The organism is Microvirga makkahensis (assembly GCF_009830105.1).
In the GTDB taxonomy this organism is placed as follows: Bacteria; Pseudomonadota; Alphaproteobacteria; order Rhizobiales; family Beijerinckiaceae; genus Microvirga; species Microvirga makkahensis.
Genome location: NZ_WURB01000017.1, coordinates 1 through 16,407 on the forward strand (window position 1 = coordinate 1; position 16,407 = coordinate 16,407).

Below are 16,407 nucleotides of genomic sequence, written 5' to 3' on the forward strand. Positions count from 1 at the left end.
GGCGGCGCTGGCGTGAACCTCGCCGGAGAGCGCGTCGAAGGCCTGGCGCGCCCCGTCGACGCTCTGGCCGATCACGGCGTCGAACACGCGGTGGCCGTTGCCAAGGGCTTCAACGGCATCGGCCGTGTTGAACTGGTTCCTGGTCTGAGCGGCGGACGAGAGCCGCACCGGCTTGGGCTTATCTCCACCTTCGTCATCACCATCCTCCTCGACCTTGCGGGTCAGGCTGAGAACCACCGCGTTGGGATCGTAATCGAGCGATGGTGTCAGGAAGGCAAGGTTGGAGGTCACGTGTGAGAACTTGCCCGAAACGCCACCGCCGGCCGTCACGATCTTATAGCTCGTCGTGGGCTTATAGCTGCCCTTCTCGGCCAGCACCTGCACGGTGCCGCCAGCAATCGTAGCCCGCCCTGTAGTCTCGATCCGGTCAGAGTTGCCTGCGGCATCAACCTCGACTTCATAGACCGAGCCCGCCCCGAAGCTGACCGGACCGTTGACGTGCAGCGTGCCGATCGAGTTGCCCGGCGCGATCATGCTACCAAACTGAGCCTCCAGCCCGCCGATCTGACCTGAGCCGCCGAGGATACCTCCAGATGCGACCGTGACAGACGAGACCAGCGAGCCGTTGGCTTTCAGGCGACCTGCCTGCACGAGCGTACCGCCCATATAGGTGCTGGTCCCCGTGAGGTTCAGGACCCCTATCCCAGTCTTGTGGAGCCTGCCACGCCCGGAGATGCTGGCCTCGAGGGTTGCGTCAGTACCCTGCCGAACTTCCAGGGTTCCGTCATTTTCGATATCACCAGGGCCGAGGCTCGACACGGAGCCGACGAGCGTCCCGGCCTCGATCCGGGTCCCGCCGGAATAGGAGTTGCTGCCGGAAAGAACCAGCGTGCCCGCACCGCTCTTGGCGAGCTTGCCGGATCCCGTGACGGCAAGGTCGAGTGTGGCCGTGGCGCCATCGCTCACGTTGATGCCGCCCTCGGCTCCAGCCATGGCGAGTTCCCCATTCGAACCGGACTGGAGCACGTAGCCGTTGCTCTCGAAGCGCAGGTTCGAGAACGTCTGCGTTCCCTGCACGTCGATAGGGCCGGATGATCCACCGAAGATCGCCGTGTTGCCGCTCCAGCCGACCACGAGGCTGCTGTTCGGGTTCAGCCAGGCCGCTCCTGCGGACCACGTACCGGCCCCGCCCTTCCAGTGCTGATCGCCCGCGACAGGGCCGACGACGAGATTGATCTTGCCGGCTTCCGTTTTGAGGGAGAAGCTCCCCGGCTGGTATCCGGCGGGAGTGTTGGCAAGGACCATTCTGTTGTTGGTGAGCGTTCCGCTGGTGTCGAAGAGGGTGAAGGTGCCGTAGGAGAGTGTCGAGGCTGGGTTGATCCTCAGCTCACCGCCGGCGGTCAGGTTTCCAGCTACGGAAAAGACCGGAACCCCTGCACTCCTGAACGTTGCGTCCACAACAGAGGCAGCATCGAGAGTGAGGGAATTCATCCTCAGGCTTGTGCTGCCCAAGCCCGCGAGAGTGGCTCCTGCGTCAACAGCGACGTGTCCATTGATGGTGCTGGCGCCGCTCAGGGTTGCTCCGGGCCGAACCTGGAGGTTGCCGGTCGTGGGTCCCAGAAGGGAGAGCGTGCCGGCCTCTACGACGGCTCCGCCCCGGATGATACTGGTACCCGAAAGGGTGAGAACTCCGTCTCCGGCCTTTATGAGACGACTGTCACTGTTGTAGTTGCCCCCGAAGCTACCTTCGCCAATGGTGAGGTCGTTCTGGCCGGTCAGGACCGTGCCCGTTCCCCAGAGGCTCTTGATGGAGCGAGCACCGTCAGCAAAATCGGTCGTAAAATTCCCCAGACCCCAAACATGGATGCCGGAAGAGCTGATGGAGCCAGACCCCATCAGTTCAATTGACCCCTCCTGGATGATTGTGTCCCCGGTATAGGTGTTAACCCCATACACGCCGAGCCCCGTGGTGCCTCGTTTGACGAGCGTGCCTGTGCCCTGGATGCTCGCAACCCGTAGACTATCATTGAAGACCTGCTCGAACGTCAGTGTGCCATTGTTGATGACAGGTCCCGTGCCAAGTCCAACGGAGTATGTCGTGATCCCTCCACCCTCGCCGATGAACGTGCCGCCAGAATAGGTGTTGTTGCCTCTAAGCGTGATAGTTCCGGCCCCCTCTTTGCGCACCATCCCTGTCCCAGAGATGTCTGGAAAGTAGACAAAATTCGCATCGCGGAATGTCAGCGTTCCGTTGTTGGCGACAGGTCCGGATCCCAGGCCTCCCATGGTGACCAGGGTGCCACCCCTGATCGTGGTCGTTCCGGATTAAGTGGTGGGCCCGGTCAGTTGCAGAATACCAGCACCGTCCTTGATGAGGTTTCCAGAGCCTGAGATCGCGCCACTCTGCGTGGCGCTTCCGGACGCGACCTCGAAGGTGGTCGAACCGGACGTGAGAGCAACGGAGTTGGCCAGATTTACACCGGCCGAATAGGCGAGCGTTCCGCCCATGCCGGACACGGAGGCAGAGCCGATTGCGGCGCTGGAAGCGAGGCTCAACTTGCCGCCTCTCAGCTCGACGGAACCGGAGAGCCCGGAGTTGTCACCGGTCAGCGTTGTCGTGCCGTTTCGGACCACGATCGTGCCCAAGCCTGAGATCGTCGGGGCAAACGTGTAGAAGCCGCTGGTGTGGGAAAAGAGTATCCGTCCGGAACCCTGGCCAAACACAATGCCGGCTGCATCGAGGGTGCCAGGCGCCATATGCTCCTGTTCATCGGAGAGGTAGGAACTACCGCCGATCCCGATGGCGAGGGTACCGGTTGAACCCGGCTGGTTCGCAATGGTTACGGTCCCGAGGCCGTCATCCTGGCGGACAATACCCTCGCCGCTGATCGCTAGGACACCGTTGCCAGTCTCGCCGACAACCAAAGGACCAGTGTTCAGCCAGGTGCCCAGAATACGGACATAGGCGTTGACATCCGAAGACGACGGATCGTGCGCGATGGAGGCTCCGCCGGTCGAGATAAACTCATTGTGGTAGCTAAGGAAGCGGGCCCAGGAATAGGGGCGGGACCCTGTTCCAACAAGAAGTCTACCAGTGATAGTTACCGGAACATTATAGCTCGTAGGGCTACTCGTAGAGTCGGAAGGGTATCTTATAGAGACATCGCCTTCGATAACCCATTGCGCGTGAGCAGCGGGCACGCCGACCAGGGCCGTGCTGGTCAGGAGGGCGAACCGCAGGAGGGCGTTCAGGCGGGCATGGGGGGAGGAATTCAAGCGGGCCTCCTGGAGGATGCGGTGAGGTGCCGGTGGCCCGTCGCTGGACAGCAGGGTGGCAGAATGGTGAGACAAGATGCCTACTACAGGCTGGAGACAATATGAGCAATTGCCATCTGCCCACCTCAGAAAGGGGCTGGCGCACTGTTGTATATTGCATTCAGAGGAGCCTTCATCTCAGCAGAGGGGCAGCTGTAGAATTTTGGGCCAACGTTCCGTCACGATAAGAGTAGGTGCCTTAGCCGCAGAAATCTGTATGACGCTCCTTATCGGATCGGATGTTATCACCGTACCGGTCTGCTATTTGAGCGGATGTGGACTGAATGGCCGGCGGCAGCCTCATTCAAAGACTGCGGCAGAGCTACTAAATAAGAAGGCGATATGATGAGGTGTCCTCAATGTCCACCAGGGATGACCAACCCGGATCGGATTGGGGTGACGAGCTTGGCATGGGAAAGCGCATCAACTTCCGTGATTATCCCAGTACAGGCTGGGTCGTGCTCGCGGCCCTTGTCTCAAGGCTGAGCTGGCTGGTCTACAAGCGGTCGAGAGATAAGCACAGGAGGCAGTCAACTGCCCCAGCAAATCGCAACAAGCGACCGGATTTGCCCTGAATCCATCGCTCCTGCTGATGAAGACGCCTCAGCAGTACCAAAGACGAACATGCCGCGAGATATGACGGCATGGGACCGCCTCGCGCGTCGAAGCCCACAACGAATAGCAGAAGTATCCATCGAGCGCCCGCCGATCGAAGCGAATGCGGCCCTTTTGATTAGCTCAAGGCGATCGTTCCGTACGACCCTACAATGGTCCGCTCGCCAGGCTCGGGAAGAACCTGCGCCTGTTCACTGACAAGCCTGAGGTGATTGGTGGGCTCGATATTGCGTTACCGCTGTCCACGGCTCAGCGGCGAAAGGATCGGCGCGGGCACTGTCAGGGAAGACAAGAACGAGAGAGATGCAGCCGCCTAGAACGCCTTTGGTTATGTGCCCGGGAATGACTGCTCCAACCCTGTCACGCTACCCTCACTGGCGGCGTACTTAGACTGCGGCGGATGATCCATTCGGCGACAGTAGAATCATGTGGGATTCTGGATGAGCGACACCTCAGGCGGGTGGCTTAAGACATCAGGCTAGGTTTCAGGCGCGCCGCCGGGCCAATATACAGAGCACACCGCTGGACCGGTTGTCGGACACCGGCCAGGCATCACGCTTCACTGGGACATCTGTCATGACTTTCATCTCGCGTAGCTTGGCGGGCGGCCTTCTGCTGACCGTCTTGGCCGGCTTTCACGTGGCTCCGGCCTCGGCCAAATCTTCGGCACTCATGGCTTTGACACCCTCGAGGATGGCTCAACTCCAGCAGGTCAACAATCACGTCAACCGCACCATCACGGACGTCTCCGATCTGGAGCAGTACGGCCGCGAGGATGTCTGGACTCTTCCCGTCAGCGGCAAGGGGGATTGCGAGGATTTCGCGCTCCTGAAACGCAAGCTGCTCATCCAGCGTGGCTGGCCAGCCTCGGCGCTGTCGATTGCGGTCGGTGCCACATCCTGGGGCGAGGCCCATGCAGTGCTCATGGTTGCCACCGCGAATGGCGAGTACGTGCTCGACAATCTGACAGCGTCGATTCTGCCGTCGGCCCAGACCGGCCATGTCTTCTATTCGCGCCAGTCCAGCCGCGGCTGGGTCTCGGCGTCGGGGGAGACAACGAGTGAGCCGACCGCAGATTTTGCTGTCGCCGGCCGTGGCTCACCCAGCTTGGTAGGATCGCGCAAGCAGCGGGACTGAGGAATTGCGGTGCTCGACGAGCTTCATGGCGTCGAGAGCCCGCATGTCTTCCACGTACGAGGAAATTAGGAGCTGAGTCATGACAGGCGACAAGGATCATAGCTCGCTTTGGGCCAACATCACTGGAGCGATCTTGGTCGCCTCAGTCATCGTGCCTCTCTACCTGCCGATCGTGCTCCAATGACGGAGCGACACGTTCTGGCTCTGTTAGGCCGGCGCGACTATCCGGCAACTCTCTTCATATTCTGCGTGCCATGTCCTCGAAGAGAACTGAAGAGCCCTGCCCGCAGTGGGCAGGGCTCTTCGGAGAAGCCAATCGCGTTGGTGGATTCCGAGGCAACCAGCTTTGATTAGCGGCCCCTGCCGCCGCCGTTGCCGCCACGATTCCCGTTGCTGGTCTGCCTCCTGAAAAGTGATTTTCCCAGAAGTATGGCTATTGAGCCGAAGGAGGACTGAAGATGGGCAAGAAGAGGCATACGGCTGAAGAGATCGTCGCGAAGCTGCGGCAGGTAGGCGTGCTGACGGCACAAGGTCGGCCTGTGGCAGAGGCCATCCGGCAGATTGGCGTGACGGAGGTCACGTACTACAGGTGGCGTAACGAGTACGGCGGGTTGAAGTCCGATCAGGTCAAGCGGCTCAAAGAGCTCGAGATGGAGAACGCCAGATTGCGCCGGGCGGTCTCGGATCTCACTTTGGAGAAGCTGATCCTCAAGGAAGCTGCCTCGGGAAGCTTCTAAGCCCCGCCCGCCATCGCGCCTGTGTGGATCACGTGATTGCCAAGTACGGCGTCTCGGAACGGCTGGCCTGCCGGGTTCTGGGCCAGCACCGCTCCGCCCAGCGCAAGATCTCCAAAGAGCCGGAAGATGAAGCGGCTTTGACGGCGGACATCGTCGCCGTGACCACCCAGTACGGCCGCTACGGCTATCGCCGGATCACGGCCTTGCTGCGAGACGCCGGCTGGCTCGTGAACAAGAAGCGGGTCGAGCGGATCTGGCGGCGGAGGGGCTGGAAGTGCCACAGAAACAACTGAAGAAGGGGCGGATCTGGCTCAGCGAGGGCTCGTGCATCCGGCTGCGGTCAGAATACCCCAACCACGTCTGGTCCTACGACTTCGTCGAGGATCGCACCCATGACGGCCGCAAGTTCCGCATGCTCAACGTCATCGACGAGTTCACGCGCGAATGCCTGGCCATCCGCGTGAACCGGAAACTCAAGGCCGTGGACATGATCGATGTGCTCCCGGACCTGTTCATCCTGCGTGGTACTCCAGGTCACATTCGTCCCGACAACGGACCCGAATTCGTAGCTAAAGCTGTCCACGAGTGGATTACGGCTGTGGGAGCCAAGACCGCTTACATCGAGCCGGGCAGTCCATGGGAGAATAGCTACTGCGAGAGCTTCAACTCCAGGCTTCGAGATGAACTGCTGAAAGGAGAGGTCTTCTACACCCTGCGGAGGCGCAGGTGATCATCGAGAGCTGGCGCCGGCATTACAACACGGTGCGCCTGCACTCATCCATGGGCTAACGGCCACCTGCACCAGAGGTCTTGGTCTCGGCTTCCAAGCTGACGCCGCGGCCAACGCTGAATTAACATCACACACGGATCACCCGCATGGGGCAGGCCACCCTCGATTGCAAGATTTGTGCAAAATCTGGCTCATCGAATGGGACATTAGCACTTAGCATAGTTCCGAACTTAACAACGCGACTTCGCCACACGGCCATTCGACGCCCTGGGGAATAGGCTCCATGAGTATCGATCTTTTATTCAGCCCCAGGAACGATCTATCCAGTCAACGAAGCAAGAAGACAGATCGATGCCTTAGAGCCTGCTGCCCCTGAATGCCGCTCAAAGTAACCAATTTCGCTATCTGCATTGGGAATCAGGACAGAACCGCATCCTGCAAAGCGATGTAACCGTAAATTGGCTCACGGTCTTGGGAAACCAATGCCTCGACCTTGATCCAATCCTCCCCCTTCATGTTGCATTCTGCGATGGCCTTTAGGCTACGGGATGCGATGCAGCCAACCGAGGCAGAAGCATCGTCTGGCAGGGCATGGACAGCCGTCCTCCGACGCAAGCTAGCCATTCGACCTGGAGCAATTTGCCTTTCTTCTGCTAAGATCTTCTCAAGGTCGTTACTAAGATCCTTCCCCGGGCCTTTCATTGGCTGCATCGATTTGGCGAAATCAGTCAATGGGATGTATCCTGTAATACTTGCGGTACCATCTAGTTTTTCATAGATCGCACTTGGGGACACCAAGCCCTTGTCTGTAGTAAAGCGAACCTTGAATCCCTGTTGCGCTATGAAATTGGCATCATGAGTGAGCTTCTGCATCGCCGGAGACACAGTAGGCACCTTGTCAGCCTTAACAAATGTGCGCTTTATGCCATCCAGCTTGTTCACCACAATATCAGCGAGCTGCTCACGATGTTTGCGCTGAATTGCGTCGATAGGGATGAAACGCAGCTCGAAGCTATGACGCCCATCGAAATACTCATTCACGAGCTTTCGACAGAATGGGCACCATGGGGCACTAATCAGATAGAGTATTTTTCCCTGCGACGAGGCTCCAGAAGTACCCCATAGCGAGTGTTTAATGTCCCAGACCAGTGTCTTTTCCCATACCTCGCAAAGACTTTGACCAAGGGCAACGGTCGGCAATAGTGGGCTCGCCGCTGAAGCTAGCATGCCAGTGAGCAGGTTTCGTCGTGTCTGCATGTTATATTTCTCCGCATTGCACGTCGCCACGCACTATCTTCGTATCGGTCTCTTTTACAGAACGATACAAATCCCACTCTTCATGACGAGCATAAATCCCGATCCTAAGGCTGCGCTGATGCCTTTGAGCCAACTCTCCTCTAAAACTTACTCCCTACAGAAGGGCGAAGCCCTGTTCCGGCAGGGAGACATGGCAGCAGCTATTTTTTGGGTGGAGAAGGGTTGCATTCGCCTGGAGAGGCGCACTTTTGATGGTCGCCTCGTTCTCATTCATACTGCCTTGGCTGGGGAGTTCCTAGCAGAAGCATCACTCTTCTCGGACACTTACCACTGTGATGCCGTTGCAGCTGAGCCATCCCTCCTTTGGGCATACTCCCGCGCAGCGGTTCTGCAGATGCTCCAGTTAGAGCCAGCTACTGCTACATCATTTCTCGCCACGGTTGCCCGCCAGCTGCAACGGACAAGGCAGCGTCTTGAGCTGAGGAATGTCCGCTCAGCAAAGGAACGCCTGATCCTCTATCTCCAGTTACAGGCTGACGAGGGCGGACAGGTTACATTGAAAGGCGAGCTTCAGGATCTGGCTGCGGAGCTGGGACTGAGTCGCGAGGCTCTCTACCGCACCTTGGCCGACCTCGAAAAGACCGGACATATTTGGCGCTCTGGCGGCACTATTCTGATCAGGAAATCCCTCGACGTATGATTCCAATCATGCGGCAGCTCGTAGCGAGAGGGTAAACCAAGCCCAGAATAACACCTGAAAGGATAAGATTATGCTCGTCCGCGTTGCTCTCGCTGCCGCTCTCCTGTTACCGGCCTCGGCATTCGCCGAGCTGTCGCCCTATGCCGGGCAGCAGGCCCGTGCGATCAAAGCACTCTCCGATGCTGATATCGAGGGCCTACTCCAAGGCAGAGGAATGGAGTTAGCCAAGCCAGCCGAACTCAACGGCTATCCCGGCCCGTCCCACAGTTTAGACCTCGCGCAGGATCTCGGGCTAACCCCAGAACAGATCGCCGCCCTTAAGCCGATCCAGCAGCGCATGGCAATAGACGCCAAAGCGCTAGGCGCTCAGGTCGTTGAGAAGGAGCGCGCTCTCGATCGCTTGTTCGCTGATCGCTCGATCAATGTGCAGAAGCTGCAATCACTAAATCTGGAAATCGGAGAGTTGCGTGGACGTCTTCGGACCGTCCACTTGGTGGCGCACATTGAGACTGTAAGCATTCTCACGCCGGATCAGATCAAGCGGTATGATGTGCTGCGAGGGTATGCCGAACCCTCTGCCGCCACGCATGAGGCTCGGCCTGCTTCTGCAGGTCGTGGGCACGGCAAGCACTGAGCGATGGTGCATGCATAAAGATGAGCAACGGCGTCTTAAGAGGGCTGTTTTCATTAGCTGGAAAATTGTGCAACAATCCTGATTTATGCACATGCCCGCCCTTAAAGGGGATAGTGACAGCTACGGCAAACTGCCTTGCGCTTCAGGGGGCTGATTACGCTTACTCTCTGAGATCGCGCGAGCAAGGTCATCCCGAGCCTCACAGCCGAGGGGGCACAGCACCATCAAACGTGATAGCTGCTCCTCGGCCTTGTCGCGTTGCCCAAGCTGCAGGTACAGCTCCCCAAGATACTCACGCGCACCCATGTGATCTGGATCAAGATCAAGCGCGCGTATGTAGTTCGCAAGCGCCTCCTCAAAACGCCCAAGCTTGCGCTGGCTGAAGGCGAGATAGTTGTAGGCATCCGCATTGCTTGGATCTCTCGCAAGCACCCGTTGCAGGAGGGGTAAGGCTTCCTCAAACCGCTGCTCTTTCACGAGCTGTTCGGCTGCGAGGAACTCCGCATCACCTACAAACTCAGAGGTGGGATCATCGATCATGACCGCATAGGAGGTTACTGTCATCGCTACAGCGGCGATGGCAGCATAACCCGCGATCAGACCACATCCAAAGAGCCGCCAATCACGCCGTGCCATTGCGAGCACCTCCTGCCAGACAACAGGCTCGACTATAACTGCAATGTAATCTATATTGACGGTTACTGCAAAATACGTGCCCTCGCGTTCGCCGAGTACTCATCATGAGCTTACCGGCGCTTTGAGCGACTTCGTCCGACTTTTTAGGACATTGTCCCACTCAGCTTGGGGGATGCTATGATGTTATGCGAGCACGCCCGCCGCGTTGCCTATGCGGCTTTGACCTCCGTTTCCCTTACCGCGTTAGCGACCCAGGCCCTGGCTCACGATGGTGGGCTCACCGGCAAGATCGGCGAAGCCCGTTTTGAGGTAACCTGTACTCCCGAGGCGCAGGCCACCTTCAACCATGCTGTAGCTCTACTCCACTCGTTCTGGTTTACGCCAGCCCGCAAAGCCTTCGAGGATGTTGCGAAGCAGGACCCTAGCTGTGCGATGGCGCATTGGGGCGTCGCCATGGTGGCCCGCGCCAACCCGCTAGCTTCGGCCCCCACAGCAAAAGCCATGGCCGAGGGGCTTGCCGCCATTGAGCGTGCTCAGAGCATTGGCGGCAAGTCCCAGCGTGAACGGGACTACATCGAAGCTCTGGCCCAGTTTTATCGTGACTATGACAAGAAGGATCATAGAACCCGTGTCGTGGCCCATGAGGAGGCTATGGAGAAACTGGCCATTACTTATCCGGATGACCGGGAGGCAACCATCTTCTATGCCCTAGCCTTGAACATTTCAGCCTCGCCGGCCGACAAGACCTACAGCAACCAACTCAAGGCTGGGAAGCTCTTGGAGAAGGTGTTCGCGGAGCAGCCACAGCACCCTGGTGTGGCGCACTATCTCATTCACACCTACGACCACCCGCCTATTGCTAAGCAAGGACTCGATGCCGCCAAGCGGTATGCGAGTATCGCTCCTGACTCCCCCCACGCACTCCATATGCCCTCGCATGTGTTCACCAGGCTTGGGTATTGGGAGGAGTCGGTCTCATCAAACCGGACCTCAGCCGAGGTAGTCAAGAAAGAGCTGGCTTCCTCCAATCCGATGTTGATGGGACCTGAAGCGCTGCATGCACAGGACTACATGGTTTATGCGCATCTGCAGTTGGGACAAGACGCCGAGGCCCAGCGCGTGCTCGACGAGATCAGAGCTAAAGACAACGTTGATGCGGGCAACCACTTGGCCGCAAGCTACGCGCTCGCTGCCATGCCGGCTCGTTATGCGCTGGAGCGGCACCGCTGGGATGAGGCAGCTCGCCTCGAGGCGCCGAAGGTCGCCGGCTTCTCCTGGAGCGCCTTCCCGCAGTCTGAGGCGGTTGTGTACTTTGCAAAGGGGCTAGGAGCGGCCCGCACGGGCGATGTGGCTGCGGCAAAGGCCTCAGGTGAGCGCCTGAAGCAGCTACACGATGCTCTCGTCACCATGAAGCAAGGCTACTGGGCCGGACAGGTGGGCATACAAGCCAAGGCGGTCGCGGCGTGGACGGCACTCGCGGAGGGTCGCAAGGATGAAGCAGTCGCTTTAATGCGGGAGGCTGCTGATCTGGAGAGCGCAACCGATAAGCACATTGTCACCCCGGGGCATATTGTACCGGCTCGGGAGCTTCTCGGTTTCATGCTCCTCGAGACAGGCCAGCCGGCTCTGGCATTGGTCGAGTTCGAGAAGAGCCAGGTCGTTGAGCCTAACCGCTTCCACGGCTTTGCAGGCGCGGCACGCGCCGCTGAGCTAGCCGGGGTGCGGGAGAAGGCGAAGGCCCACTATGCTAAGCTGCTGGAGTTAAGCGCCAAGGCCGATGCTGAGCGACCTGAGGTCAAAGCAGCGCGCGTAGCTCTGAGCCAATAGGAGGTCAGGTCTGCGATCCAGCCAGCGGGGTCATATACCTCCGCCGACGGAAAGCCGTCGTCCCTGCTTGGAGAAGGTAGGGGCATGCGCTTGGCCGATATGTGCTGCTAGTAATCTTCGGTGCAGAAACCGGATTTCTGCACAAGTTCCATCCGACGCTCGAGAATGCCACAAGAGGGGCTCAGAGTGGCATCCTGTCGGCAGCCGTGGTGCTTTGGCACGAGAAAGTCAGTCGCAATCCACTTCAACGGATCCTTCGACTAGGGCGAGCCGCTCCTCTTCCTCTTCTAGCTTTGCAAGTCGCTCCTCTTCCTCGAGCATCGCCAGTTCGGCCTCAATCTCTTCCAACGTCATCCGGTTCACCGGCTTTGGTGGAGCAGGCGCAAGGGCGAGCGATCCGTCGATGGCCTGCCGGGGCAATCCCCATCCTCGGTTCAGGAGAGCGTTAGCGGCTGCCATCCGCACACTGTCAGACGCGCCGTTCCGCATCAGGTCCGCCAGCGTCTCGAGTGCTTCAACCGTGTATGTGCGCGCGAGGGTCTCCACCTCGCCCTTGATCGAGGGGCGACCTTTGGGATTACCGCTCTGTCCTGGCTTCCAAACACCCTTACGCGTGGACACCTGATACGCTCCTGTTAGCAGGACTGTCTCAGGTCAACGCAAAGGCCTGGTAGGAGATTCACCCGCACTCCGAACGTCCGCTTATCTTGCCATTGCTGAAGCTTGCTGAACTTCCAAGAAGTGCCAGAAGCGGCCCTTCTTCACCTCACGATCCTGAGCGATTGTGATCACATCCCGTTAAGCATCCGACGCACCTTGGTGGCTAGCTCGGAACCTCTGCCGCGGCCGGAAATTGAGACTGAGGCAGCCACCCGACAGCCCCGACCGAGCAGGTTGTGCTCGGCTCGGTAAACCGTCTGGTTGGAGGCGAGACACGGATCGTCATCCTCCTGCGAGAGGGCGATCCCTTTGACCGGGAGGTTTGCGATGCCGATGTGTGTTCAGGAAGTCCATCCCGCGATTGCCCACTTCCCGGTGGCCCTGCTGCCCACCGCCGTGGCGGCCGATCTGATCGGGCGGCTGACCGACAACAACGCGCTGATGGAGGTGGGACGCCAGCTGATGCCGGTTGCGGCCGCCAGTGTCGCCGCAACGGGGATTGCAGGCTTTGCCGCGCAGGAGGCCGTCAGGACCCGCGATGTGTCCCATGACCTCCTTGTCACTCACCGCACGCTCAACATCGGCCTGCTGGCGCTGTCGGTGGGTTTAGCAGCAGTCCGGGCCCGGAGCCGGCGGCCCAGCGCCGGCTACCTGCTGGCAGGTTTGGCGGGAGCCGCCCTTGTGACGTACTCAGGCTATCTTGGCGGCCGAATGGTTTATGCGCACGGCGTCGGCGTGGATCCGGCCGATGGCGTCGAGCACGAGCGCGCGCCCGAAATGCCTCGCAACGGGTTCAGGAGAGCCGCACGAACAGCGGCGGACAACGTTGGCCAGGCGCTCCGACATACCGCCCACGACACGGCGGAAGGGAAGATCACCCCACGGTTTCAGGAGCGCGCATCCACTCGCAGCGAACCGGCTGCAGGATAGATCCGGGCCCAACGAGCTAGCGGGAGGAAAGCGGACCAGGAGCAGGGCATGAAGGTCTCGCCGGGGGGATCCTCTCGGCAGCGGAGCTGCAAAATGCGTTGCGCGACGCTCTGACGGCCAGCGCAGCAGTGATCCTGTGTTCCGGCAGCAGCCTAAAGAGGTCAAGGAAACCTACGCTGGGATTCAATGGCGGTTGGGATTACGGAAGCCCTGATCAAGGTTAGGGCGAAAGCCATCACCGCAGAGCAGGTCAAGAGCAGGCTCAAGGCTGCAACAGACCCGGAAGAAACTATACCTCAGCGGCGTCCAGTGCACTGAGATCCGCGGCGGGAAATGTCACATTCTCCCGAGCGACTGTGACCTCCTCTACCGAAACGGTTCGCCAGTGCGCGACGTGCGCAATCGCCTCCTGCACAACGCTTTCAGGCGTTGATGCCCCTGCTTGTTATGCCCAAGACTCGGATGCCCTCGATGAAGCTTCGTGGCAACTCATTCGCCTCTTCCACTAGGAGAGTGGGCCGGCCCTGAGCCTCCCCTAGTTCGCGCAGGCGATTGGTGTTCGAGCTGTTGCCCGAGCCGCATACCACGATCCGCTCCGCTCTTGCCGCGATCATCCGCAGAGCGGCCTGTCGATTTTGGGTGGCATAGCAGATCGTCCTAATGTCCGGCCCGACAATGTCGGGAAAACGAGCTTTAAGGGCTGCGATGATCTCCCGCGTGTCACTCACGGACAAGGTCGTCTGAGTGACGTAGGCGACCCGACCTGGATCCGGAACAGTCAACATGGCGACCTCCGCGACAGCTCCCACCACCACAACAGCGCTGTCAACTTGGCCTTGGATCCCCTTCACCTCCGCATGACCCGCGTGACCGATGATGATGACCGTGCGGTTGGCACGTGCATGGCGGCATACCTCCATGTGCACGCGCTGGACGAGGGGGCATGTGGCGTCGACCACCGGCAGCTGGCGCTGGCGCGCCTCCTCGTAAATCCGACGTGCGACCCCATGGGCGCTGAGCACGGTCACGGCTCCATCCGGGATCTCGGAGAGATCCTCGACAAAGGTGACTCCAGCTTGCTCCAAGCTCTCAATGACTTGGCAGTTATGAACGATCTGGTGCCGAACAAAGACGGCTCCGGCAAACCGGGCGCGCACTTGTTCGACAGCGTGAATTGCCCGTCCTACGCCGGCGCAAAAGCTGCGTGGGGACGCAAGCAGAACAGTGAGCGGCTCCATGCACAAGCTCCTTGAGTTCCAGCTGCTGCCTTCCGACACGTCCGCGCATCGGTTGCGGACTGAAACCGTCTGTTGTGCCCGCCGAGTTCGGGAACTTCGTCAGGCTGCGGCCCACCAACGCCCTTCCCAACAATTCAAAGTTTCGGCCAAGCTGAAAGCTGGTGAGACAGGTGCAACATCGATAGGCTGACGGGTGCCTCCACTTGGACGCCCCGAGCAACTTCGTTGTCACCCCGCTCTGGCTGATTCACGCAGTCTAAACGGAAGTAGAGGCGATTTGTGCGGCGTCGATAAGGCATGCCTTGTTTTCCGGCAGGCACGAAGTATTCGGTCTCAGCGCGTGTTCGTGCGAATCGGGAAACGGTCCGCAGGGGATCATACTGGAAAGTTTTCTGTCCTACAGGAATGTCTGCTTGAGCAGGGTCGCGCTGTCCCCAAAGATTGGCGGCAGCGCGTGATCGAAGGAACCGGTGTCTTCCTATGACGTTGACCGCACCTTACACCCAGGGAGCCGTCATGACGGTTCGTCTCAGGCTCGTCGAAAAGCAGGTCGTGGTGTTGACGGGCGCGTCCAGCGGCATCGGGCTGGCGACGGCCCGCGCCCTGGCCGACCGTGGCGCACGGCTCGTTCTCGTCGCGCGCAACAAAAGTGCCCTGCAGGACCTCGCCCGTGAATGCTCTGCCAAGGGCGCAAGAGCCATCGCGGTGGCTGGCGATGTTGGACGGTTTGAGGACATGGAGCGGGTCGCCGAGGCGACCATTCGGGAGTTCGGCGGCTTCGACACCTGGATCAACAATGCCGGCGTGGCGATCTTCGGGACTGTCGAGCAGGTCCCCATCGAAGACCACCGGCGGCTGTTCGACACCAACTATTTCGGCGTCCTGTATGGATGCCTGATTGCCGCGAAGCATCTTCGTCAGCGCGGCGGCAAGATCATCAATATCGGCAGCGTGCTGAGCGACCGGGCCGACATCCTGCAAGGCCCCTATTCCGCCTCCAAGCACGCGGTGAAGGGTTTGACGGACGCGCTGCGCATGGAGCTGGAAGAGGACGGGGCTCCGATCTCGGTCACGCTCATCAAGCCTTCCGCCATCGATACGCCCTACATGGAGCATGCGCGCTCCTACATGACCTCGCCTGGCACCAAGAACCCGCCTCCGTCCTACGATCCCGAGGTGGCTGCCCGGGCCATCGTGTTTGCCTGCGAGAACGACAGGCGCGACATTGTCGTAGGCTTCGGCGGATGGGCGCTCGCAGCCATGGGGTCGATTGCACCCCGGCTGACGGATTACGCCATGGAAGTGGGCGGACGCATCCTGCAGGAGAGCACAGATCCTGGGCGCCCGGAACGACGGGACAACCTCCACGAGCCCCGGGAGGATGGGGCCGAGCGCTCCTCTCTTCCCGGTGGGTCGCGCAAGACCAGCCTGTTCCTCGAAGCGCAGCTCAATCCTGTGAGCGCGGTACCAGGTATGGTCCTCTCCACTCTTGCGGGCGCAGGACTTGCTGCCCTGCGGAAGCTACGCCCGGTGGATTCTACCTTTACCTCAACACCATTTCAGGAAATCAATAATCCCGTGCACGAAGGGCGGGAGGATGGCGGCGAGCAGTCATCCCTGGCTCGGGGAGCGCTCGCGAGCCGACAGTCCCTGCAAGGGGAGCTCAACGCCAAGAGCGCTGTACCAGGTGTGGCCCTCGCTGCACTCGCGGGCGCCGGTCTTATTGCAATGCAGATGCTCCGCACCAGGGGCTCAACCTCCTCTTCACCTCAACACAAACCTACGCCTCGGCGACGGTGATCGGCCGGGTCGCAACTCAGAGCCGTAACGAAGGGATCACTGAGATTCGCTCCCTAGCTTTAAGATGGTGGCGGCAAGTTAATCATCACTCTTCAATGCGAAGCCTCAATAGGGAAGCGGTTGTGCAGGCGAGCAGGTTATGTGTCGAGCCCGCCAGCTGATGTAGGATTGCGGAGCTTTACGCAGGCGCT

The 16,407-nt window shown here is 59.8% G+C and carries 13 protein-coding genes and 1 pseudogene; 8 read left to right on the forward strand and 6 right to left on the reverse strand.

Annotated features, from left to right (window positions below; genetic code table 11):
* Both GR328_RS18860 and GR328_RS18865 read right to left on the reverse strand, forming a co-directional pair.
* Nucleotides 1–2,190: autotransporter-associated beta strand repeat-containing protein (locus GR328_RS18860; RefSeq protein WP_205790128.1), on the reverse strand; the 2,190-nt coding region annotated here is incomplete at its 3' end.
* Nucleotides 2,191–2,325: 135 nt separating this feature from the next.
* Complete coding sequence (locus tag GR328_RS18865) at nucleotides 2,326–3,276, reverse strand: hypothetical protein (protein ID WP_160886545.1); 951 nt, start codon at nucleotides 3,274–3,276, stop codon at nucleotides 2,326–2,328.
* Nucleotides 3,277–4,506: 1,230 nt separating this feature from the next.
* Between GR328_RS18865 and GR328_RS18870 the strand changes: the two genes are divergently transcribed.
* Entirely contained in the window at nucleotides 4,507–5,067 is a 561-nt protein-coding gene (locus GR328_RS18870; RefSeq protein WP_160886547.1) for a transglutaminase-like cysteine peptidase, read from the forward strand.
* A gap of 458 nt (nucleotides 5,068–5,525) precedes the next feature.
* Nucleotides 5,526–6,659 (forward strand): annotated as a pseudogene (locus GR328_RS18875) (IS3 family transposase).
* A 292-nt stretch (nucleotides 6,660–6,951) separates the two neighbouring features.
* On the opposite strand, the gene GR328_RS18880 reads toward GR328_RS18875, so the two are convergent.
* Nucleotides 6,952–7,575 carry a hypothetical protein gene (locus tag GR328_RS18880; protein WP_160886549.1) on the reverse strand — a complete coding sequence of 208 codons (624 nt, stop codon included), beginning with the start codon at nucleotides 7,573–7,575 and terminating at the stop codon, nucleotides 6,952–6,954.
* Between the two features lie 214 nt (nucleotides 7,576–7,789).
* On the opposite strand from GR328_RS18880, the gene GR328_RS18885 reads away from it, so the two are divergent.
* Complete coding sequence (locus GR328_RS18885) at nucleotides 7,790–8,491, forward strand: Crp/Fnr family transcriptional regulator (RefSeq protein ID WP_160886551.1); 702 nt, start codon at nucleotides 7,790–7,792, stop codon at nucleotides 8,489–8,491.
* A 70-nt stretch (nucleotides 8,492–8,561) separates the two neighbouring features.
* Complete coding sequence (locus GR328_RS18890; RefSeq protein ID WP_160886553.1) at nucleotides 8,562–9,125, forward strand: Spy/CpxP family protein refolding chaperone; 564 nt, start codon at nucleotides 8,562–8,564, stop codon at nucleotides 9,123–9,125.
* Nucleotides 9,126–9,245: 120 nt separating this feature from the next.
* On the opposite strand, the gene GR328_RS18895 is transcribed toward GR328_RS18890, so the two are convergent.
* On the reverse strand, nucleotides 9,246–9,761 hold the full coding sequence (locus tag GR328_RS18895) for a tetratricopeptide repeat protein (protein ID WP_160886555.1): 516 nt from the start codon (nucleotides 9,759–9,761) through the stop codon (nucleotides 9,246–9,248).
* A gap of 180 nt (nucleotides 9,762–9,941) precedes the next feature.
* Here GR328_RS18895 and GR328_RS18900 point away from each other — a divergent pair, with 180 nt between their 5' ends.
* Nucleotides 9,942–11,588 (forward strand): tetratricopeptide repeat protein, encoded by a 1,647-nt coding sequence (locus GR328_RS18900; RefSeq protein WP_205790130.1) that lies wholly within the window; start codon nucleotides 9,942–9,944, stop codon nucleotides 11,586–11,588.
* 228 nt (nucleotides 11,589–11,816) lie between these two features.
* Here GR328_RS18900 and GR328_RS26910 read toward each other — a convergent pair whose 3' ends face one another.
* A complete protein-coding gene (locus GR328_RS26910; protein ID WP_205790132.1) occupies nucleotides 11,817–12,209 on the reverse strand; it encodes a DUF5681 domain-containing protein in 393 nt (130 codons plus the stop codon).
* Nucleotides 12,210–12,575: 366 nt separating this feature from the next.
* Here GR328_RS26910 and GR328_RS18910 point away from each other — a divergent pair, with 366 nt between their 5' ends.
* The gene (locus tag GR328_RS18910; protein ID WP_160886557.1) at nucleotides 12,576–13,178 is read left to right on the forward strand and encodes a DUF2231 domain-containing protein; all 603 of its coding nucleotides are present in this window, start codon (nucleotides 12,576–12,578) and stop codon (nucleotides 13,176–13,178) included.
* A gap of 422 nt (nucleotides 13,179–13,600) precedes the next feature.
* On the opposite strand, the gene ispH is transcribed toward GR328_RS18910, so the two are convergent.
* Entirely contained in the window at nucleotides 13,601–14,353 is a 753-nt protein-coding gene (gene ispH / locus GR328_RS18915; RefSeq protein ID WP_343039429.1) for a 4-hydroxy-3-methylbut-2-enyl diphosphate reductase, read from the reverse strand.
* On the opposite strand from ispH, the gene GR328_RS28320 reads away from it, so the two are divergent.
* Both GR328_RS28320 and GR328_RS18920 read left to right on the forward strand, forming a co-directional pair.
* Nucleotides 14,285–14,431, forward strand: a complete 147-nt coding sequence (locus GR328_RS28320; RefSeq protein ID WP_343039430.1) for a hypothetical protein — start codon at nucleotides 14,285–14,287, stop codon at nucleotides 14,429–14,431. The two genes, ispH and GR328_RS28320, sit on opposite strands and share 69 nt — an antisense overlap.
* Before the next feature lie 501 nt (nucleotides 14,432–14,932).
* The gene (locus GR328_RS18920) at nucleotides 14,933–16,216 is read left to right on the forward strand and encodes an SDR family oxidoreductase (protein WP_160886559.1); all 1,284 of its coding nucleotides are present in this window, start codon (nucleotides 14,933–14,935) and stop codon (nucleotides 16,214–16,216) included.
* The last annotated feature ends 191 nt before the right edge of the window (nucleotides 16,217–16,407 follow it).